Annotated in this window: 18 protein-coding genes; 16 read left to right on the top strand and 2 right to left on the bottom strand. The window is 52.1% G+C overall.

Features of this window, described 5'->3' with window-relative positions; all coding sequences use genetic code 11:
* Positions 1–2 precede the first annotated feature (2 nt).
* Positions 3–995, bottom strand: a complete 993-nt coding sequence (asnA, locus tag KCG39_RS18655) for an aspartate--ammonia ligase (RefSeq protein ID WP_004127047.1) — start codon at positions 993–995, stop codon at positions 3–5.
* Between the two features lie 152 nt (positions 996–1,147).
* Between asnA and asnC the strand changes: the two genes are divergently transcribed.
* The 13 genes from asnC (at position 1,148) to KCG39_RS18590 (ending at position 12,645) form a co-directional block, all read left to right on the top strand.
* Positions 1,148–1,606 carry a transcriptional regulator AsnC gene (asnC, locus tag KCG39_RS18650; protein WP_004107306.1) on the top strand — a complete coding sequence of 153 codons (459 nt, stop codon included), beginning with the start codon at positions 1,148–1,150 and terminating at the stop codon, positions 1,604–1,606.
* A gap of 91 nt (positions 1,607–1,697) precedes the next feature.
* Positions 1,698–2,138, top strand: coding sequence for an FMN-binding protein MioC (gene mioC, locus KCG39_RS18645; protein ID WP_004127045.1), 441 nt, complete (start codon positions 1,698–1,700; stop codon positions 2,136–2,138).
* A gap of 381 nt (positions 2,139–2,519) precedes the next feature.
* The gene (mnmG, locus tag KCG39_RS18640; RefSeq protein ID WP_049112496.1) at positions 2,520–4,409 is read left to right on the top strand and encodes a tRNA uridine-5-carboxymethylaminomethyl(34) synthesis enzyme MnmG; all 1,890 of its coding nucleotides are present in this window, start codon (positions 2,520–2,522) and stop codon (positions 4,407–4,409) included.
* Between the two features lie 112 nt (positions 4,410–4,521).
* Positions 4,522–5,145: a 16S rRNA (guanine(527)-N(7))-methyltransferase RsmG gene (gene rsmG, locus KCG39_RS18635; RefSeq protein ID WP_004127042.1), complete on the top strand. Its 624-nt coding sequence runs from the start codon at positions 4,522–4,524 to the stop codon at positions 5,143–5,145.
* Between the two features lie 616 nt (positions 5,146–5,761).
* On the top strand, positions 5,762–6,142 hold the full coding sequence (gene atpI, locus KCG39_RS18630) for a F0F1 ATP synthase subunit I (protein WP_004127040.1): 381 nt from the start codon (positions 5,762–5,764) through the stop codon (positions 6,140–6,142).
* An 8-nt stretch (positions 6,143–6,150) separates the two neighbouring features.
* Positions 6,151–6,966: a F0F1 ATP synthase subunit A gene (gene atpB / locus KCG39_RS18625; RefSeq protein ID WP_004127037.1), complete on the top strand. Its 816-nt coding sequence runs from the start codon at positions 6,151–6,153 to the stop codon at positions 6,964–6,966.
* A gap of 47 nt (positions 6,967–7,013) precedes the next feature.
* Complete coding sequence (atpE, locus tag KCG39_RS18620; RefSeq protein WP_000429386.1) at positions 7,014–7,253, top strand: F0F1 ATP synthase subunit C; 240 nt, start codon at positions 7,014–7,016, stop codon at positions 7,251–7,253.
* A 56-nt stretch (positions 7,254–7,309) separates the two neighbouring features.
* The gene (gene atpF / locus KCG39_RS18615) at positions 7,310–7,780 is read left to right on the top strand and encodes a F0F1 ATP synthase subunit B (protein WP_004107293.1); all 471 of its coding nucleotides are present in this window, start codon (positions 7,310–7,312) and stop codon (positions 7,778–7,780) included.
* A 14-nt stretch (positions 7,781–7,794) separates the two neighbouring features.
* Positions 7,795–8,328: a F0F1 ATP synthase subunit delta gene (gene atpH, locus KCG39_RS18610; protein ID WP_004127031.1), complete on the top strand. Its 534-nt coding sequence runs from the start codon at positions 7,795–7,797 to the stop codon at positions 8,326–8,328.
* 12 nt (positions 8,329–8,340) lie between these two features.
* Positions 8,341–9,882 (top strand): F0F1 ATP synthase subunit alpha, encoded by a 1,542-nt coding sequence (gene atpA / locus KCG39_RS18605; RefSeq protein WP_004127029.1) that lies wholly within the window; start codon positions 8,341–8,343, stop codon positions 9,880–9,882.
* Positions 9,883–9,932: 50 nt separating this feature from the next.
* Positions 9,933–10,796, top strand: coding sequence for a F0F1 ATP synthase subunit gamma (gene atpG, locus KCG39_RS18600; protein ID WP_004127027.1), 864 nt, complete (start codon positions 9,933–9,935; stop codon positions 10,794–10,796).
* Between the two features lie 26 nt (positions 10,797–10,822).
* Entirely contained in the window at positions 10,823–12,205 is a 1,383-nt protein-coding gene (gene atpD, locus KCG39_RS18595; protein ID WP_004127025.1) for a F0F1 ATP synthase subunit beta, read from the top strand.
* 20 nt (positions 12,206–12,225) lie between these two features.
* A complete protein-coding gene (locus tag KCG39_RS18590) occupies positions 12,226–12,645 on the top strand; it encodes a F0F1 ATP synthase subunit epsilon (protein WP_004107274.1) in 420 nt (139 codons plus the stop codon).
* A 412-nt stretch (positions 12,646–13,057) separates the two neighbouring features.
* Here the strand turns inward: KCG39_RS18590 and KCG39_RS18585 are convergent, their stop codons facing one another.
* Complete coding sequence (locus tag KCG39_RS18585; protein WP_087828631.1) at positions 13,058–15,229, bottom strand: right-handed parallel beta-helix repeat-containing protein; 2,172 nt, start codon at positions 15,227–15,229, stop codon at positions 13,058–13,060.
* A 345-nt stretch (positions 15,230–15,574) separates the two neighbouring features.
* On the opposite strand from KCG39_RS18585, the gene glmU reads away from it, so the two are divergent.
* From glmU to pstS, 3 genes are all read left to right on the top strand, one after another.
* On the top strand, positions 15,575–16,945 hold the full coding sequence (gene glmU, locus KCG39_RS18580) for a bifunctional UDP-N-acetylglucosamine diphosphorylase/glucosamine-1-phosphate N-acetyltransferase GlmU (RefSeq protein ID WP_049113666.1): 1,371 nt from the start codon (positions 15,575–15,577) through the stop codon (positions 16,943–16,945).
* A gap of 180 nt (positions 16,946–17,125) precedes the next feature.
* Entirely contained in the window at positions 17,126–18,955 is a 1,830-nt protein-coding gene (gene glmS / locus KCG39_RS18575) for a glutamine--fructose-6-phosphate transaminase (isomerizing) (protein ID WP_142447105.1), read from the top strand.
* Positions 18,956–19,271: 316 nt separating this feature from the next.
* Positions 19,272–20,312 carry a phosphate ABC transporter substrate-binding protein PstS gene (pstS, locus tag KCG39_RS18570; protein ID WP_004127017.1) on the top strand — a complete coding sequence of 347 codons (1,041 nt, stop codon included), beginning with the start codon at positions 19,272–19,274 and terminating at the stop codon, positions 20,310–20,312.
* The last annotated feature ends 99 nt before the right edge of the window (positions 20,313–20,411 follow it).

Raw genomic sequence — 20,411 nt, 5'->3', positions numbered from 1 at the left:
GATTAAAGAAGAGCAGCAACGCTTTGACGAACCTGCGTTGGCCACACGCCGCACTGCACCTGGCCGATGTGATCCAACTGCAGAAGCAGCATCGTCAGGCGTGACTGGCCAATGCCGCCGCCGATAGTCTGCGGCATCTCCCCGCGTAGCAGCGCCTGGTGCCATTCCAGCTTCAGGCGATCTTCATCACCGGTTATCGCCAGCTGACGCTTCAGCGCTTCGGCATCCACGCGGATCCCCATTGAAGAGAGTTCGAATGCATCTTCCAGAACCGGGTTCCATACCAGAATGTCGCCGTTCAGGCCCGCATAGCCTTCAGCGGCAAGCGTACTCCAGTCATCGTAATCAGGCGCGCGAACGTCGTGGCGCTGGCCATCAGAAAGCTTACCGCCGATACCGATCAGAAATACCGCGCCCAGCTCTTTTGCGATTGCCCTCTCGCGGCCCTTGGCATCGAGATCCGGATAACGGCTTAAAAGCTCCTGGCTGTGAACAAAGTGGATCTTCTCCGGCAAGAACGGCGTGAGGCCAAACTCTTTACTGACTGCATCCTCGGTGGCTTTGATCCCAGCATAGATCGCTTCAACGGTTGCTTTCAGCGTGCCGCAATGGCGTTCTTCATCCCCCATTACGCGCTCCCAGTCCCACTGGTCAACGTAGACGGAATGGATGGCGGTTAACCGGTCTTCATCGGGGCGAAGGGCCTTCATGTGCGTGTACAGCCCTTCGCCCGCGCTGAAGTCGTGTTGTCCCAGGGTTTGACGCTTCCACTTCGCCAGCGAGTGAACCACTTCGAACTGGGCGTCAGGCAGTGTTTTCACTTTGACCTGAACCGCTTTTTCGCAACCAGAGAGGTTATCCTGCGTCCCATCGCCCACGCGGCTTAAGATCGGCGCCTGGACTTCTATCAGGCCGAGCTTCTCTTCAAGCTGGCGGGAAAAGTGTGACTTAACGAAACTAATCTGGCGTTGTTTTGCGATGTATGCGGTTTTCATTTTTTATAACTCCTGCGTCCTGTTGCCATTGATTAAGCAACAAAACAGCGCTGCAATTCAATAATCCAACAACAAAAAGCCTACATCGATTTTGATTCATTAAAATTTGAGGCTAAAATAGAAATATTCGTCAAACTTCATAAGAAAAACCTATGGAAAATTATCAGATCGACAATCTGGACCGCGGCATCCTTGAGGCTCTCATGGCCAACGCGCGTACCGCCTATGCTGAGCTGGCAAAACAGTTTGGCGTCAGCCCGGGGACCATCCACGTTCGCGTAGAGAAAATGAAGCAGGCCGGAATTATTACCGGCGCGCGTATAGACGTGAGCCCCAAGCAGCTGGGTTACGATGTGGGATGCTTTATCGGCATTATTCTGAAGAGCGCGAAAGACTACCCCTCGGCGCTGGCCAGGCTAAACAGCCTGGATGAAGTTACCGAGGCGTATTACACCACCGGGCACTACAGCATCTTTATAAAAGTGATGTGCCGATCGATTGACGCTCTCCAGCATGTACTTATCAACAAGATCCAAACAATTGATGAAATTCAGTCCACTGAAACGCTGATCGTCCTGCAAAACCCGATTATGCGCACCATCCGCCCATGATCGGGCTTTTTAATCCCACATTTTTCCACAGGTAGATCCCAGCTCGCTCACAGCGTACAATACGCCACTCTGAATAGTGGAGCGGGCGATCATGGCAGAGATAACTCTAATCAGCGGCAGTACGCTGGGTAGCGCAGAATATGTATCAGAACATCTGGCGGAAAAGCTGGAAGAGGCTGGTCACAGCACGACTATCCTGCACGGACCGCTGATCGAAGATCTGCAGCCGCAGGGGATCTGGCTGGTTATCTCTTCGACGCATGGCGCCGGGGACATTCCCGATAATCTTCTGCCTTTCTATGAAGCGCTTCAGGAGAAGCAGGTCGATCTTTCTGCAGTCCATTTTGGCGCAATCGGCATTGGTAGCCGCGAATACGATACCTTCTGCGGAGCGATTGATAAGCTCGAGGCTGCGCTCAAAGCCTGCGGGGCAAAACAGATCGGTGAAACGCTCAAAATTAACGTCCTCGAACATGAAATTCCGGAAGATCCGGCCGAGATTTGGCTGGGATCCTGGAAAAACTTGCTCTGAGAATTGTAAAGATCATACTTTCTTCTGTGGATAACTATGCTTAAAAGCTTGGATCAACCGGTAGTTATCCAAAGTATAACCGTTGTCTGATTTTTGTGCTGTGTATAACCCTTCATTTTGATCCCAGCTTATACGGACCAGGATCACCGATCATTCACAGAAAGCGATCCTTCTTAAACGGTTGATCCTAAACCGCGGATCTGACTTATCCACAAGACAAGCCGATCCTAATAAGAGATCACAATAAAACAGATCTCTAAATAAAAGATCTTTTTTTTAATACTCAGGATCCCGGCGCTTTCTCGAAAGGCTAAAGTTGAGTAGAATCCACGGCCCGGGCTTCAATCTATTTTCAAACCGCTTTATGCGAGGCATACCACCATGTTTTATCAGGATCCTTTTGACGTCATCATCATTGGCGGGGGTCATGCAGGCACTGAGGCCGCGATGGCCGCAGCGCGAATGGGTCAACAGACTCTGCTTTTGACACACAATATCGACACGCTGGGGCAGATGAGCTGCAACCCGGCGATTGGCGGCATTGGGAAAGGACACCTGGTAAAAGAAGTGGATGCGCTTGGCGGCCTGATGGCGAAGGCCATTGACCACGCAGGCATCCAGTTTAGGATACTAAACGCCAGCAAAGGCCCTGCCGTACGGGCGACTCGCGCTCAGGCAGACCGAGTGCTGTACCGGCAGGCCGTACGGACCGCGCTAGAAAACCAGCCCAACTTAATGATCTTCCAGCAGGCGGTGGAAGATCTGATTGTTGAGAACGATCGTGTTGTCGGTGCCGTCACCCAGATGGGGCTTAAATTCCGCGCCAAAGCGGTAGTACTGACCGTCGGAACCTTTCTCGACGGTAAGATCCATATTGGCCTCGATAACTACAGCGGCGGCCGTGCAGGGGATCCTCCTTCGATCCCGCTGTCCCGCCGTTTGCGTGAACTGCCGCTGCGCGTCAGCCGCCTGAAAACCGGTACCCCGCCGCGTATCGACGCAAGGACGATTGATTTTAGCGTTCTGGCACAGCAGCACGGCGATAATCCGATGCCGGTCTTCTCGTTTATGGGGGATGCTTCTCAACATCCGCGTCAGGTGCCGTGCTTCGTCACGCATACCAACGAGAAAACTCATGACGTGATCCGTAATAACCTCGATCGTAGCCCGATGTATGCCGGCGTAATCGAAGGGATCGGCCCCCGCTACTGTCCTTCGATCGAAGACAAGGTCATGCGCTTTGCCGATCGCAACCAGCACCAGATCTTCCTCGAGCCGGAAGGACTGACGTCCAACGAGGTTTATCCAAACGGTATCTCCACCAGCCTGCCGTTCGATGTCCAGATGCAAATCGTCCGCTCAATGCAGGGGATGGAAAATGCAAAAATCGTTCGTCCTGGCTACGCTATTGAGTACGATTTCTTTGACCCGCGTGACCTGAAACCGACGCTGGAAAGTAAATTTATCCATGGCCTGTTCTTTGCCGGCCAGATTAATGGCACGACCGGTTATGAAGAAGCTGCCGCTCAGGGCCTGCTTGCCGGCCTGAACGCCGCCCGTTTCTCCTCCGAGAAAGAGGGATGGGCGCCCGGCCGCTCTCAGGCATACCTTGGCGTCCTGGTGGACGATCTCTGTACTCTTGGCACCAAAGAACCGTACCGCATGTTTACTTCACGCGCGGAATACCGCCTGATGCTGCGTGAAGACAACGCCGATTTGCGCCTGACCGAACAAGGCCGTGAACTGGGTCTGGTGGATGACGAACGCTGGGCGCGCTTCAACCAGAAGCTTGAAAGCATTGAACGTGAACGCCAGCGCCTCAAAGCCAGCTGGGTTAATCCGCTGGCGGAAAGCGCTGCGGAAGTGAATGCTCAGTTGACTGCGCCTTTATCCCGTGAAGCTAACGGTGAAGATTTGCTCCGTCGTCCGGAAATGACCTACGAACAGCTGGTGCAGATGACGCCGTTCTCGCCGGGTCTTGAGGATAAGCAAGCGGCTGAACAGGTTGAAATTCAGGTAAAATACGAAGGCTACATCGCGCGCCAGCAGGATGAAATCGAGAAACAACAGCGCAACGAGAATACGTTGCTGCCCGCTACGCTTGATTATCGCCAGGTGAATGGGTTGTCGAACGAGGTCATTGCCAAGTTGAACGACCATAAGCCGTCTTCGATAGGACAGGCATCGCGTATTTCCGGCATTACGCCTGCGGCAATCTCGATTTTGCTTGTGTGGTTGAAGAAGCAGGGAATGCTGCGCCGTAGCGCCTGATTTTCCACTGAACAATACATTGGCGGATAACGCATCTGACGTCCGCCAGGTTAATTTCTCAGCCCGGTTAGCGAATCGCCTCCGGGCTCATTGTTTTAAACAGGTACCGATCGTGCTCAACAAACTTTCTCGTCTGCTTGATGAAGCAGGTATTTCACTTACCGATCACCAGAAAAACCAGCTTGTCGGCTACGTTGGCATGCTGGATAAGTGGAATAAGGCCTATAACCTGACCTCGGTTCGCGATCCTGCCGAGATGCTGGTACGCCACATCCTCGATAGCATTGTTGTTGCGCCATTCCTTAAAGGAACGCGTTTTATTGATGTCGGTACGGGCCCTGGCCTGCCGGGGATCCCGCTGGCTATCGTGCGTCCTGAATCCCACTTCACCCTGTTAGACAGCCTTGGCAAGCGTGTTCGTTTCCTCCGCCAGGTCCAGCATGAGCTAAAACTGGATAACGTCACCCCGGTACAAAGCCGTGTGGAAGAGTTCCCGGCAGAGCCGCCGTTTGACGGCGTCATTAGCCGCGCATTTGCGTCGCTGAATGACATGGTGAGCTGGTGCCATCATTTACCCGCCGAGAACGGTCACTTCTATGCGCTCAAAGGGTTAGCGCAGGAAGATGAAATGGCAAATTTACCGGAAGGGTTCGTCATTAAAGATGTTGTTGAACTGCATGTGCCTCAGCTGGAAGGGGAGCGTCACCTTGTGGTGATTCAGCCAAAAATGATTTAATTTTTATCAAAAAATGTGAAAAAAAGACGGGCCGTGCATGTTACAAAAATAGAAGTCACGGCAGGGTATTATCGGACGGTCTTTAACCATGAAGTTACCATGGTTTTTCTTTCCGTTAACTTTTCCCGATTGCTTTACCAACAGAATAGTCAACATTGAAAATATCAGTACGCTAAAAATCTCGCTGCTTGCCGTTCATACTGATGTTAAATATTTATTATGAATGTCAATAAAAGGTTTTTATTGTATATGGGATTGTTTTAGAAAGAATGCCTGCTTTTTATGTTGAATATCAAACGGATAAAAAATTGGGTTTTATGTACAGAATTAATTCGATTTCGCGAAAAATGTTTATTATGTGATCTGATGCACGCTTTAATTGCCGATTTTACGCGGTATTTGCAGTTTTGCATGACTGCTCACAGATTGGTGAAATGCATGAAAAGTTGTCTGTCGGAAAATAATTAAACATTTATTCACTATTTTGCTACTTATTGTTTGAAATCACGAGGCGTCACCGTATAATTTGTCCGCTTTTTGATGCTTGACTCTTCGTCTTAAAGGACGTTTTATACGACACGCGACATACCTCGAAGGGAGCAGGAGTAAAAACGTGATGTCAGTGTCGCTCTTGAGTCGAAACGTTGCTCGTAAGCTTCTGTTTATTCAGTTACTGGCAGTAATAGCAAGTGGACTGCTGTTCAGCCTCAAAGACCCTTTCTGGGGCATCTCCGCGGTGAGTGGAGGTTTGGCGGTTCTTTTGCCAAACATGATATTTATGATTTTTGCCTGGCGTCATCAGGCGCATACACCAGCTAAAGGCCGAGTGGCCTGGTCCTTCGCCATCGGTGAAGCCTTCAAGGTGTTGCTGACCTTCGCCTTTCTGGCGGTGGCGCTGGCGGTTTTGAAAGTGGTATTTTTGCCGCTGATAGTGACGTGGGTTTTGGTGCTGGTGGTACAAGTTCTGGCGCCAGCTGTAATTAACAACAAAGGGTAAAAGGCATCATGGCTTCAGAAAATATGACGCCGCAGGATTACATAGGCCACCATCTGAACAACCTTCAGCTGGACCTGCGTACATTCTCGCTGGTGGATCCGCACAACCCCCCGGCCACCTTCTGGACGCTCAACATTGACTCCATGTTTTTCTCAGTGGTGCTCGGTCTGTTATTCCTGTTTATGTTCCGCAGCGTGGCTAAAAAGGCGACAACCGGCGTACCTGGTAAATTCCAGACCTTCATTGAGATGATCATCGGCTTCGTCCATGGCAGCGTCAAAGATATGTATCATGGCAAGAGCAAGGTCATTGCTCCGCTGGCCCTCACCGTGTTCGTCTGGGTATTCCTGATGAACCTGATGGATCTGCTGCCTATCGACTTTATCCCTTGGATCGGCGAACACGTTCTCGGTCTGCCTGCTCTGCGCGTGGTGCCGTCAGCTGACGTTAACATCACCCTGTCGATGGCGCTTGGCGTATTTATCCTGATTCTTTTCTACAGCATCAAAATGAAAGGCGTGGGCGGGTTCGTTAAAGAACTGACCCTGCAGCCGTTCAATCACTGGGCGTTCATTCCTGTCAACTTAATCCTTGAAGGGGTAAGCCTGCTGTCAAAACCTGTATCACTGGGTCTGCGACTGTTCGGCAACATGTATGCCGGTGAGCTGATTTTCATTCTGATTGCTGGCCTGTTGCCGTGGTGGTCACAGTGGATTCTGAATGTGCCATGGGCCATTTTCCACATCCTGATTATTACGCTGCAAGCCTTCATCTTCATGGTTCTGACGATCGTCTATCTGTCGATGGCATCTGAAGAGCATTGATTTTTACCAACATACTACGTTTTAACTGAAACAAACTGGAGACTGTCATGGAAAACCTGAATATGGATCTGCTGTACATGGCTGCCGCTGTGATGATGGGTCTGGCGGCAATCGGTGCTGCGATCGGTATCGGCATCCTCGGGGGTAAATTCCTGGAAGGCGCAGCGCGTCAACCGGATCTGATTCCTCTGCTGCGTACTCAGTTCTTTATCGTTATGGGTCTGGTGGATGCTATCCCGATGATCGCTGTAGGTCTGGGTCTGTACGTGATGTTCGCCGTCGCGTAGTAAGTTGTTCGAAAGAAACCTAAGCCACAGAGTTATTTTTTAAGAGGTATTGTGCTGTGAACATGAACGCAACAATCCTCGGCCAGGCCATCGCGTTTGTTATCTTCGTATGGTTCTGCATGAAGTATGTATGGCCGCCGTTAATGGCTGCCATCGAAAAGCGCCAGAAAGAAATTTCTGACGGTTTAGCTTCTGCAGAACGCGCTAAGAAAGATTTGGACCTTGCACAGGCCAACGCGACCGACCAGCTGAAAAAAGCGAAAGCGGAAGCCCAGGTAATCATCGAGCAGGCGAACAAGCGTCGCTCTCAGATCCTGGATGAAGCAAAAGCGGAAGCAGAACAGGAACGCACCAAAATCGTCGCACAGGCGCAGGCTGAAATCGATGCCGAACGTAAACGTGCTCGTGAGGAGCTGCGTAAGCAGGTTGCTATCCTGGCTGTTGCTGGCGCCGAGAAGATCATCGAACGTTCCGTGGATGAAGCTGCTAACAGCGACATCGTGGATAAACTTGTCGCTGAACTGTAAGGAGGGAGGGGCTGATGTCTGAATTTGTAACGGTAGCTCGCCCCTACGCCAAAGCAGCTTTTGACTTTGCCGTCGAACACAACAGCGTTGAACGCTGGCAGGATATGCTGGCGTTTGTTGCTGAAGTGACTAAAAACGAAGAAATGGCAGAGCTACTCTCTGGCGCACTGGCGCCGGAAACGCTCTCTGATGTGTTTATCGCGGTTTGTGGTGAGCAACTGGACGAGAATGGTCAAAACCTGATTCGGGTAATGGCTGAGAATGGTCGTCTGAATGCGCTCCCTGATGTTCTCGAGCAGTTCATTCACCTGCGCGCTGCCAGTGAGGCAACCGCAGAGGTAGAAGTTATTTCTGCCGCTCAAATGAGTGACGAACAGCTTGCGAAAATTACCGCCGCGATGGAAAAACGTCTGTCACGCAAAGTTAAGCTGAATTGCAAAATCGATAAGTCTGTAATGGCAGGCGTAATCATCCGTTCGGGTGATATGGTCATTGATGGTAGCGTACGCGGCCGTCTTGAACGCCTTGCAGACGTCTTGCAGTCTTAAGGGGACTGGAGCATGCAACTGAATTCCACCGAAATCAGCGAACTGATCAAGCAGCGCATTGCTCAGTTCAATGTTGTGAGCGAGGCTCATAACGAAGGTACTATCGTTTCTGTAAGTGACGGTGTTATCCGCATTCACGGCCTGGCCGATTGTATGCAGGGTGAGATGATCGCTCTGCCGGGTAACCGTTACGCTATCGCACTGAACCTGGAGCGCGACTCCGTAGGGGCAGTTGTGATGGGTCCGTACGCTGACCTCGCCGAAGGTATGAAGGTTAAATGTACTGGCCGTATCCTTGAAGTTCCGGTTGGCCGCGGCCTGCTGGGACGTGTGGTTAACACCCTGGGTGCACCGATTGATGGTAAAGGTCCGCTGGAGCACGACGGCTTCTCCGCTGTTGAAGCTATCGCGCCGGGCGTAATCGAACGTCAGTCCGTCGATCAGCCGGTGCAGACCGGTTATAAATCCGTTGATGCCATGATCCCAATCGGTCGTGGACAGCGTGAACTGATTATCGGCGACCGTCAGACCGGTAAAACCGCGCTGGCTATCGACGCCATCATCAACCAGCGTGATTCCGGCATCAAGTGTGTCTACGTAGCCATCGGCCAGAAAGCGTCCACCATTTCTAACGTGGTACGTAAACTGGAAGAACACGGCGCGCTGGCTAACACCATCGTTGTGGTTGCAACCGCATCTGAATCTGCCGCACTGCAATACCTGGCGCCATACGCTGGTTGCGCAATGGGCGAATACTTCCGCGACCGCGGTGAAGATGCGCTGATCATTTATGATGACCTGTCTAAACAGGCCGTTGCTTATCGTCAGATCTCCCTGCTGCTCCGCCGTCCGCCTGGACGTGAAGCATTCCCGGGCGACGTATTCTACCTCCACTCTCGTCTGCTGGAGCGTGCTGCACGTGTTAACGTCGAATACGTTGAAGCTTTCACCAAAGGTGAAGTGAAAGGTAAAACAGGTTCACTGACCGCGCTGCCGATTATCGAAACCCAGGCGGGTGACGTTTCTGCGTTCGTTCCGACCAACGTAATTTCCATTACCGATGGTCAGATCTTCCTGGAAACCAACCTGTTCAACTCCGGTATTCGTCCTGCGGTTAACCCGGGTATCTCCGTATCCCGTGTTGGTGGTGCAGCTCAGACCAAGATCATGAAGAAACTGTCCGGTGGTATTCGTACCGCTCTGGCGCAGTATCGTGAACTGGCGGCGTTCTCCCAGTTTGCCTCTGACCTTGATGATGCAACCCGTAAGCAGCTGGACCACGGTCAGAAAGTGACCGAACTGCTGAAACAGAAACAGTATGCGCCGATGTCCGTTGCGCAGCAGTCTCTGGTTCTGTTCGCGGCAGAACGTGGTTATCTGGCGGATGTCGAGCTGTCGAAAATCGGTAGCTTTGAAGCCGCTCTGCTGGCTTACGTCGACCGTGATCACGCTCCGTTGATGCAAGAGATCAACCAGTCCGGTGGCTATAACGACGAAATCGAAGGCAAGCTGAAAGGCATCCTCGATTCCTTCAAAGCAACCCAATCCTGGTAAAGTCTGGCGGCTTGCTTTAGGGCAGGCCGCAAGGCATTGAGGAGAAGCTCATGGCCGGCGCAAAAGAGATACGTAGTAAGATCGCAAGCGTCCAGAACACGCAAAAGATCACTAAAGCGATGGAAATGGTCGCCGCTTCCAAAATGCGTAAATCGCAGGAGCGCATGGCGGCCAGCCGTCCTTATGCAGATACCATGCGCAAAGTGATCGGTCACCTTGCGAACGGTAATCTGGAATATAAGCACCCTTACCTGGAAGAACGCGACGTTAAACGCGTGGGCTACCTGGTGGTGTCTACCGACCGTGGTCTGTGCGGTGGCTTGAACATTAACCTGTTCAAAAAGCTGCTGGCGGAAATGAAAGCATGGTCCGATAAAGGCATTCAGTGCGAACTCGCAATGATCGGCTCTAAGGGCGTGTCGTTCTTTAATTCCGTTAGCGGCAACGTTGTCGCCCAGGTGACGGGTATGGGTGATAACCCATCCCTGTCCGAACTGATCGGTCCGGTAAAAGTGATGTTGCAGGCCTACGATGAAGGCCGTCTGGACAAGCTGTATATTGTCAGCAACAAATTTATTAACACCATGTCTCAGGTTCCAACCATCACTCAGCTGTTGCCGTTACCGGCTTCAGAAGATGGTGAGTTGAAGCGTAAATCCTGGGATTACCTGTATGAACCCGATCCGAAAGCGCTGCTGGATACCCTGCTGCGCCGTTATGTGGAATCTCAGGTTTATCAGGGTGTGGTAGAAAACCTGGCCAGCGAGCAGGCCGCACGTATGGTGGCGATGAAAGCCGCGACCGACAATGGCGGCAGCCTGATTAAAGAGCTGCAGTTGGTATACAACAAAGCTCGTCAGGCCAGCATTACTCAGGAACTCACCGAGATCGTCGGTGGAGCATCCGCGGTATAACCAGGTTAATTCGTAGAGGATTCAAGATGGCTACTGGAAAAATTGTCCAGGTAATCGGCGCCGTGGTCGACGTCGAATTCCCTCAGGATGCCGTACCGCGCGTGTACGAGGCTCTTGAGGTGCAAAATGGTAGTGAGAAGCTGGTGCTGGAAGTTCAGCAGCAGCTCGGCGGCGGTATTGTTCGTACCATCGCCATGGGTTCTTCCGACGGTCTGCGTCGCGGTCTGGAAGTAAAAGACCTCGAGCATCCGATCGAAGTCCCGGTAGGTAAAGCAACGCTGGGTCGTATCATGAACGTACTGGGCCAACCGGTAGACATGAAAGGCGACATCGGCGAAGAAGAGCGTTGGGCTATCCACCGCGCAGCGCCTTCCTACGAAGAGTTGTCAAACTCTCAGGAACTGCTGGAAACCGGCATTAAAGTTATCGACCTGATGTGTCCGTTTGCGAAGGGCGGTAAAGTTGGTCTGTTCGGTGGTGCGGGCGTAGGTAAAACCGTAAACATGATGGAGCTGATCCGTAACATCGCGATCGAGCACTCCGGTTACTCCGTGTTTGCGGGTGTAGGTGAACGTACTCGTGAGGGTAACGACTTCTACCACGAAATGACCGACTCCAACGTTATCGATAAAGTATCCTTGGTGTATGGCCAGATGAACGAGCCGCCGGGAAACCGTCTGCGCGTTGCGCTGACCGGCCTGACCATGGCTGAGAAGTTCCGTGACGAAGGTCGTGACGTTCTGCTGTTCGTCGATAACATCTACCGTTACACCCTGGCCGGTACTGAAGTATCCGCACTGCTGGGCCGTATGCCTTCAGCGGTAGGTTACCAGCCGACCCTGGCGGAAGAGATGGGCGTTCTGCAGGAACGTATCACCTCTACCAAAACCGGTTCAATCACTTCCGTACAGGCGGTATACGTACCTGCGGATGACTTGACTGACCCGTCTCCAGCCACCACCTTTGCGCACCTTGACGCAACCGTGGTACTGAGCCGTCAGATCGCCTCTCTGGGTATCTACCCGGCAGTTGATCCGCTGGATTCCACCAGCCGTCAGCTGGATCCGCTGGTTGTTGGTCAGGAGCACTACGACACCGCTCGTGGCGTTCAGTCCATCCTGCAGCGTTATCAGGAACTGAAAGACATCATCGCCATCCTGGGTATGGATGAACTGTCTGAAGAAGATAAACTGGTGGTAGCTCGCGCGCGTAAGATTCAGCGCTTCCTGTCCCAGCCGTTCTTCGTGGCAGAAGTATTTACCGGTTCTCCGGGCAAATACGTCTCCCTGAAAGACACCATCCGTGGCTTTAAAGGCATCATGGAAGGCGAATACGATCACCTGCCGGAGCAGGCGTTCTACATGGTCGGTTCTATCGACGAAGCCGTGGAAAAAGCCAAAAAACTTTAACGCCTTAATCGGAGGGTGATATGGCAATGACTTACCACCTGGACGTCGTCAGCGCAGAGAAACAAATGTTCTCTGGTCTGGTCGAGAAAATCCAGGTAACGGGTAGTGAAGGTGAACTGGGTATTTACCCGGGGCACGCGCCGCTGCTCACCGCCATTAAGCCTGGTATGATTCGCATCGTTAAGCAGCACGGTCACGAAGAATTTATTTACCTGTCAGGCGGCATTCTTGAAGTGCAGCCGGGTAGCACGACCGTTCTGGCTGATACGGCAATTCGTGGCCAGGATCTCGACGAAGCGCGAGCCCTGGAAGCGAAACGTAAGGCTGAAGAGCACATTAAGAGCTCTCATGGTGACGTGGATTACGCTCAGGCGTCCGCGGAACTGGCCAAAGCGATCGCTAAACTGCGCGTTATCGAGTTGACCAAAAAAGCGATGTAACACCGGCTTGAACGTTAAAAGCCAGTCTGGTTTCCAGGCTGGCTTTTTTTATGGTTTCGTTTCAGAAAAAACAAAACTAAAAAGAGGGTTTAAAAATTTTGTGATGAATGTCTCATTTTTATTGATCGTTTAAAAGATGAAGCGTAGACTTGTTTTTGTGATGTAAATCACAAAAAAGAATTCATCAAAAACGTAATCGCTATCCAGGAAGAGATCATGAAACTGCTTAATAAAATCGTCGCTTTCTTCAGTGCTATGAACGTAACCTTCGGTACGTTCAATCACTAAGAAGTCCGCTCTCCAGACTGCTTATGCGCTGTACCGCTAACTAAAACGACAACACATGCGGTGTGAAGCAGGAAAGAAAGTAAAAAGGTCGCCCGAGGGCGACCTTTATGTTTTTAGCGTGTCCCTAGTTGCGACTAAGGAAGTTACCGGTGTTAAAGCTGCCGTCGGCCTCACGCATCAGCGGATCCGGCAGTGTCAGAGTCTGATAGTCGGCGCTGTGAATACTCTTTCCCTGGGCGTTGATGCTTCTGCCACCGTGGATAAAGTAGTTACTATCATCAATGTTCCCGACAACGGCATCGTTATATTTCCCCGGCTGGCTGCGCAGGGAAAGGTTATCGCTAAAGGTACCCTGCGTTTCCGGTGCGCCATATGGGCTTGGGCGGAATAGATAGTTAAAGCGCTGGTTATCCACCGCAACGTTATTGATCACTACCAGCTTGCCCGGGTTGAAGTTGTCGGTAAAACCGTCCAGATGATTGCCGATGGCGATGCTGTTACGGACCTCGTGGGCGACCGGCTGCCCTTCCCCACCGAGCTTAAAGCCGTTGCTGATATTATTGCGGGCAATTGAGTTCTCGATCACCACAACGCCGTTAGCGCCGTCCTCAATCTTATTGAACAGGTCGAAGCCGTCGTCGATGTTATCGTGTGAGTAACAGCCCTCCAGCCGGTTACCCTCCCCTACGCGCATTTTCACCGCAAAACCATCGGCGTTAATTTTACCCGGATCTTCGTTATTAAAGGATTCAGAATTCACCACCCGGTTATAGCTGGCCCACAGCGGGCGTCCGACATCCGCCGGAGAGGAAATTTGAATGCCGGTATCATCGTTTCGATACGCGGTGACGTTCTCAATCAGGTTATGGCTACCCTGTATGCGCAGACTCTTGTCCGTAATCTCTATTCCATTGATATGCCAGTAGCCGGCATCCAGCAGTAGCCCGTGAATCACGGCTTTTCCACCAGCTTTCAGGGTTTTAATTTTGTCTTTCAGGCCGCTGGCGCTAACCGGAATGGTAGTTTGCGGATAATTACCGGCGGCTAATATAATTTGCCCGCCAGGGGGAACGAGTTCGACGGCGGTGGCTAAATCCAGCGGCGACTCTGCCGTGCCTTTGGCCTGCGGTTGCCCCTCAGGTGAAACATAGAGCGTATTGCCTGTGATATTGGCACTCTGTTCCACCGTCAGCGTCTGAGTCAGCGAGTTTGCGCTGGTGGCCGGCGTAAAAATAACTTCGAATGTGCTTTTATCTTTCAGAACGGCAGGTTGGGTAAACATTTCACCGGCTTTCACGGCTTTCTCCTGCCCGATCACCACTTCATCCTGGCGAACGGTGATGCGCCCGTCGCTATTGGTACGCGCCTGTAGTATGTACGTTTTGTCCTGGCTTTTTGTTCCCGAGGCAATTTGCATGACCGGCGGCCAGCTTTTGGCAACATACGGGGCGGAGGGAACCGTATTTGCCGCGGAAGTCGTCAGGGAAGCATTGCTGACGGTTATTTTGGCATTACGTGAGGCGAAGAAACCGACGTAGTAATGTTCTTTATCCTGCTGGGTAACCAGATCGGCGTGAGGAACACGCTGGCTTACCCACTCATTACTGCCCGTTGCCGCCCATGAGGTAATAAATCCGTCGTTAGTGCGTTCCAGCTTAAGCTGAAACGTCGGGGTTTGCTGAATATCGATTTTCTCTTTGTAACTTTGACGCTTGATTATTGCGCCCGCATTTCCCCACGGCTGGGTTATCCCTTCCCGGCTGATAGCCTGCAGCTTAATATGCGAGTGATCTTTTTTATCCTGGGTCATAATGGCGTTCATCACCATATTGGACGCCGCCGGGAACTCTTCGTAGCCGACCTTGAGGGGCTCTTGGCGCGGGTTGCCAATGACGTCGCGGACCAGCAGTCCAGCGCCTTCCTGCGCCGCAGGACGCGCGCCATTTTCCGGGCCAAACTGATTGACGGTCACCGTAGCCTGCAGGATAAAATTCTGACTGGTTGGGAGTTGGGTATAAAAGAAGGTCAGTCCGTCGTGGGCGTTGGCAATTTTACCTCCCCGGCTCTCGATGGTAATGGGCTGGCTGAGATCGGCGGAATCCTGCGGCGTCAGTTTTTTACCGGCGATAGTGACATCATTGACGCCAATCTTTTCAGGCAGAACATTCGAGGAAAAATTGCTGTCGGTGGATTGCCCAAAGGCGATTGCCCGCCACTGATGGCCTCCGTTGGCCTGCAGCGGTAGCGCGATCATCGTACTGCAAAGGGTTAATGCCAAAGGTATTTTGTTTTTCATTTTTTTCTCCTGGGTAATTATTAAGCGGCATTATCAGGAAAATGAAATGGTGTTTCTATTTATTGCGTCACAATTAATGAATATTAAAACTGCGTTTTATTTTATGGGTTTTCTTTATTTATCCATCAAAAAAACAGCAAAAGCAGAGGGATAGCCGGTATCCCTCTCCCCTAAAATGCTTTTTTTGCGCTAAACGGGTTTGCGCTGGCTAAAAATACCCACCTAAAATGGTCTATAGCGTTACGCTTGTGCGTTTTATATTCGTCTCGTTTCATGATGAAAAATATGTAGATATTTCAACGTGAAAGGCTTTTACTTTTCGTTCTAACAGCAGTCAGGATGCGTATGTCAAACAGTCCGATGAGCGTGGTTATTCTTGCCGCAGGCAAAGGTACCCGCATGTATTCCGATCTTCCTAAGGTGTTGCATTCGCTGGCCGGAAAGCCGATGGTGCAGCATGTTATTGATGCAGCTAAAGAATTAGGGGCATCCGCCGTACATCTGGTGTACGGGCACGGCGGCGACCTGCTTCGCCAGACGCTGCGCGAAGACAATCTTAACTGGGTCCTACAGGCCGAACAGCTTGGTACCGGCCACGCCATGCAGCAGGCGGCACCGTTCTTCAGCGACGATGAAGATATCCTGATGCTGTACGGCGACGTGCCGCTTATTTCGGTCGAAACATTACAGCGCTTGCGGGACGCAAAACCGCAGGGCGGTATCGGCCTGTTGACGGTGAAGCTGGACGATCCGACCGGCTATGGCCGCATTACGCGCGATAACGGCGCGGTGACGGGAATTGTTGAGCATAAAGACGCCAGTGAAGAGCAGCGCCGGATTCAGGAAATTAACACCGGGATTCTGGTCGCCAACGGGGCGGATCTTAAACGCTGGTTGGCTAAGCTCACCAACAACAACGTTCAGGGCGAATACTACATCACCGACATTATCGCCATGGCCTATCAAGAAGGCCGTGAAATTGCCGCTGTACATCCGCAACGGTTAAGCGAAGTGGAAGGCGTGAATAACCGCCTGCAGCTCTCCCGTCTTGAACGCGTCTGGCAGTCGGAACAGGCTGAAAAACTGCTGCTCGCGGGCGTTATGCTGCGCGATCCGGCGCGTTTTGATCTACGCGGCGTGCTGAAATACGGGCGCGATGTCGAAATTGATACTAACGTTATCCTCGAAGGTGACGTGGTGTTGGGGGATCGGGTCAAGATCGGCGCTGGCTGCGTGATCAAGAACAGTACCATTGGCGATGATTGCGAGATCAGCCCCTATACCGTGGTGGAGGATGCTCATCTGGAAGCCGCCTGTACCATTGGGCCGTTCGCGCGGCTGCGCCCAGGCGCTGAGCTTCTCGAAGGCGCGCACGTCGGCAACTTTGTCGAAATTAAAAAGGCGCGCCTGGGTAAAGGCACAAAAGCCGGGCATCTTTCTTACCTCGGCGACGCTGAGATTGGCGATAACGTTAATATCGGCGCGGGCACCATCACTTGTAACTATGATGGTGCAAATAAACATAAAACGGTGATCGGCGATGACGTGTTTGTTGGCTCTGACAGCCAGCTGGTCGCGCCGGTGACCGTCGGCAAAGGCGTCACCATTGCCGCAGGAACAACGGTAACGCGTGATGTTGCCGATAATGAATTAGTGTTAAGCCGCGTGCCGCAGGTTCATAAACAGGGATGGCAGCGCCCGGTGAAGAAGAAGTAAGGCTATTTCTCTTTCGCCCTTTTGGGGGAAAGAGCGGGGTGAGGGGATAATATAATCCTCCCCCCACGGCAGTACCATAAAAATAACCCCACTCTCTACAAGGCTCGGGGCGCCCGGAAAAACGGGTAAACAGGTTGACCGACAACGTATGGCATACAGCCAAAATCGGAATTAAAAACTATGTGTGGAATTGTTGGCGCAGTCGCGCAGCGTGATATTGCTGAAATCCTTCTCGAAGGTTTACGTCGTCTGGAATACCGCGGTTATGACTCCGCCGGTCTGGCAGTCGTCGATAACGAAGGTCATATGAACCGCGTTCGTCGCCTTGGGAAAGTCCAGATGCTGGCCCAGGCGCTGGAAGAACATCCGTTGCACGGTGGGACTGGAATTGCCCATACCCGCTGGGCGACGCACGGCGAACCGTCTGAAGGCAACGCGCATCCGCATGTTTCTGACCATATTGTGGTGGTGCATAACGGAATTATCGAAAACCATGAGCCGCTGCGCGAGCTGTTGCAGTCGCGAGGCTACGTTTTTGTCTCCGAGACTGACACGGAAGTGATTGCGCATCTGGTTCACTGGGAGCTGGAACAAGGCGGCACCCTGCGTGAAGCCGTTCTGCGAACCATCCCGCAGCTGCGTGGTGCTTACGGCACCGTGATCATGGATACCCGCGATCCGGGTACGCTACTGGCCGCTCGTTCAGGCAGCCCGCTGGTCATTGGCCTGGGGATGGGGGAAAACTTCATTGCCTCCGATCAACTGGCGCTATTGCCGGTTACCCGCCGCTTTATCTTCCTCGAAGAGGGCGATATTGCTGAGGTTACCCGCCGTTCGGTAACTATCTTTGATAAATCCGGCGCCGAAGTGCAGCGCCCGGACATCGAATCCAATCTGCAGTACGATGCAGGCGATAAAGGTATCTATCGCCACTACATGCAAAAAGAGATCTACGAGCAGCCGAACGCCATCAAAAATACCCTTTCCGGGCGCATTAGCCATGGTGAGGTTGATTTAAGCGAACTGGGCCCTCAGGCTAACGAGCTGCTGTCGCAGGTCGAGCATATTCAGATCATCGCCTGCGGCACCTCCTACAACTCAGGTATGGTTTCCCGCTACTGGTTTGAGTCGCTGGCAGGGGTACCGTGCGATGTCGAAATCGCCTCCGAGTTCCGCTACCGCAAATCGGCCGTGCGTCGCAACAGTCTGATGATCACCCTCTCTCAGTCAGGCGAAACGGCAGATACGCTGGCCGGTCTGCGCCTGTCGAAAGAGCTGGGCTATCTCGGCTCGCTGGCGATTTGTAATGTGCCCGGTTCTTCTCTGGTGCGTGAATCCGATCTGGCGATGATGACCAACGCCGGGACGGAAATCGGCGTCGCCTCGACCAAAGCCTTCACTACGCAGCTGACCGTTTTGCTGATGCTGGTGGCGAAACTGGCGCGCCTTAAAGGCCAGAACGCCGCTATCGAACACGAGATCGTGCATGGCCTGCAGGCGTTACCGAGCCGCATTGAGCAGGTGCTTTCGCAGGATAAGCGTATTGAAGCGCTGGCTGAGAATTTCTCTGACAAACACCATGCGCTGTTCCTTGGACGCGGCGATCAGTATCCCATCGCCCTCGAAGGGGCGCTGAAGCTGAAAGAGATCTCCTATATTCACGCAGAAGCCTATGCTGCCGGTGAGCTGAAGCATGGCCCGCTGGCGCTGATTGATGCTGAGATGCCGGTGGTGGTGGTGGCGCCGAACAACGAACTGCTGGAAAAACTGAAATCCAACATTGAAGAAGTTCGCGCTCGCGGCGGCCAGCTGTACGTCTTTGCTGACGGCGATGCGGGTTTCACCAGCAGCGACAATATGCACATCATCGAGATGCCGCACGTTGAAGAGGTTATCGCGCCAATCTTCTACACTGTACCGCTGCAGCTGTTGGCGTATCACGTCGCGCTGATCAAAGGGACTGACGTTGACCAGCCGCGTAACCTGGCGAAATCAGTTACCGTGGAATAACGGTTTTTACATCGTGACAGGGCTGCCATCCGGCAGCCCTTTTTATTTGCGGCGAACGGAGAGATCCCACCCGCTTTATGACAGTCTGTCATTTTTGAGACGCTTTTTTGCCGTCATAAAAATAAAATTTTTCGGCAATATTTTCTTCATTATCTTTATTAACAATATGATTTGTATTGTTTTTATTTAGCGTAAAATCCCGCCTTTTCGACTGTCATAAAACTGTAATAATTCGTACATTTTACTGTCACCTGTTTGTCCTATTTTGCTCACCATAGCTTCGAAACAATGGTTTACGAATCCAGCAGGAGACATTATGAACGTTATGCGTACCACCGTCGCAACAGTTGTCGCCGCGACCTTATCGATGAGCGCTTTCTCTGTTTTTGCAGCAGCAAGCCTGACTGGCGCAGGCGCAACTTTTCCCGCGCCGGTGTATGCCAAGTGGGCAGATACCTATAACAAAGAAACGGGTAATAAAGTCAATTACCAGGGTATCGGCTCCTCTGGCGGCGTAAAACAAATTACGGCCAACACCGTAGACTTTGGCGCTTCTGATGCCCCTCTGGCTGACGATAAACTGGCTCAGGAAGGTTTGTTCCAGTTCCCGACCGTTATCGGCGGCGTGGTGCTGGCGATTAACCTGCCTGGCGTGAAATCCGGTGAGCTGGTGCTTGACGGTAAAACGCTGGGTGACATCTACCTTGGCAAGATCAAAAAATGGGATGACGCAGCGATTGCTAAGCTCAACCCGGGCATGAAGCTGCCTTCTCAGAATATCGCAGTGGTTCGTCGTGCCGATGGTTCCGGTACTTCCTTCGTTTTCACCAGCTATCTGGCGAAGGTGAACGAAGAGTGGAAATCTAAAATCGGCGCGGGTTCAACCGTTAACTGGCCGACCGGTCTGGGCGGTAAGGGCAACGACGGCATCGCCGCGTTTGTTCAGCGTCTGCCGGGCTCTATCGGCTACGTAGAATATGCCTACGCAAAACAGAACAACCTCGCTTACACCAAACTGCTGTCTGCCGATGGCAAGCCGGTGAGCCCGACTGAAGATAACTTTGCTAACGCGGCAAAAGAAATCGACTGGAGCAAATCCTTTGCACAGGATCTGACTAACCAGAAAGGCGACAATGCATGGCCGATTACCTCGACTACCTTCATTCTGGTTCACAAGGCTTCCAATAAGCCAGAGCAGACCGCTGAAGTGCTGAAGTTCTTCGACTGGGCGTATAAAAACGGCGGTAAAGAGGCTAACGCGCTGGATTATGCAACCCTGCCGGAAAGCGTGGTTGAGCAGGTTCGCGCGGCATGGAAGACCAACGTCAAGGATAGCAGCGGTAAAGCGCTGTACTAATACCCGTCATACTTCGAGTTACAGGCGCGTTGGCAGCGCTTGCCTGTAGCTCGAATTATTTAGGGTATGGCATTACCTTTGCCAGAAAGATCAGTAAAC

The organism is Klebsiella pasteurii, assembly GCF_018139045.1.
Lineage (GTDB): Bacteria > Pseudomonadota > Gammaproteobacteria > Enterobacterales > Enterobacteriaceae > Klebsiella > Klebsiella grimontii.
The sequence above is the reverse complement of the archived record's forward strand: the minus strand, read 5'-3'. Positions and strand labels throughout refer to the sequence as shown.

What these genes read in the sequence shown, in the direction of transcription:
- atpH (WP_004127031.1), top strand. Translation starts at nt 7,795, where the DNA reads ATGTCTGAATTTGTAACGGTAGCTCGCCCCTACGCCAAAGCAGCTTTT.
- atpB (WP_004127037.1), top strand. Translation starts at nt 6,151, where the DNA reads ATGGCTTCAGAAAATATGACGCCGCAGGATTACATAGGCCACCATCTG.
- atpE (WP_000429386.1), top strand. Translation starts at nt 7,014, where the DNA reads ATGGAAAACCTGAATATGGATCTGCTGTACATGGCTGCCGCTGTGATG.
- KCG39_RS18590 (WP_004107274.1), top strand. Translation starts at nt 12,226, where the DNA reads ATGGCAATGACTTACCACCTGGACGTCGTCAGCGCAGAGAAACAAATG.
- pstS (WP_004127017.1), top strand. Translation starts at nt 19,272, where the DNA reads ATGAACGTTATGCGTACCACCGTCGCAACAGTTGTCGCCGCGACCTTA.
- KCG39_RS18585 (WP_087828631.1), bottom strand. Translation starts at nt 15,229, where the DNA reads ATGAAAAACAAAATACCTTTGGCATTAACCCTTTGCAGTACGATGATC.
- mnmG (WP_049112496.1), top strand. Translation starts at nt 2,520, where the DNA reads ATGTTTTATCAGGATCCTTTTGACGTCATCATCATTGGCGGGGGTCAT.
- atpG (WP_004127027.1), top strand. Translation starts at nt 9,933, where the DNA reads ATGGCCGGCGCAAAAGAGATACGTAGTAAGATCGCAAGCGTCCAGAAC.
- glmS (WP_142447105.1), top strand. Translation starts at nt 17,126, where the DNA reads ATGTGTGGAATTGTTGGCGCAGTCGCGCAGCGTGATATTGCTGAAATC.
- glmU (WP_049113666.1), top strand. Translation starts at nt 15,575, where the DNA reads ATGTCAAACAGTCCGATGAGCGTGGTTATTCTTGCCGCAGGCAAAGGT.
- atpI (WP_004127040.1), top strand. Translation starts at nt 5,762, where the DNA reads ATGTCAGTGTCGCTCTTGAGTCGAAACGTTGCTCGTAAGCTTCTGTTT.
- asnC (WP_004107306.1), top strand. Translation starts at nt 1,148, where the DNA reads ATGGAAAATTATCAGATCGACAATCTGGACCGCGGCATCCTTGAGGCT.
- atpA (WP_004127029.1), top strand. Translation starts at nt 8,341, where the DNA reads ATGCAACTGAATTCCACCGAAATCAGCGAACTGATCAAGCAGCGCATT.
- asnA (WP_004127047.1), bottom strand. Translation starts at nt 995, where the DNA reads ATGAAAACCGCATACATCGCAAAACAACGCCAGATTAGTTTCGTTAAG.
- atpD (WP_004127025.1), top strand. Translation starts at nt 10,823, where the DNA reads ATGGCTACTGGAAAAATTGTCCAGGTAATCGGCGCCGTGGTCGACGTC.
- mioC (WP_004127045.1), top strand. Translation starts at nt 1,698, where the DNA reads ATGGCAGAGATAACTCTAATCAGCGGCAGTACGCTGGGTAGCGCAGAA.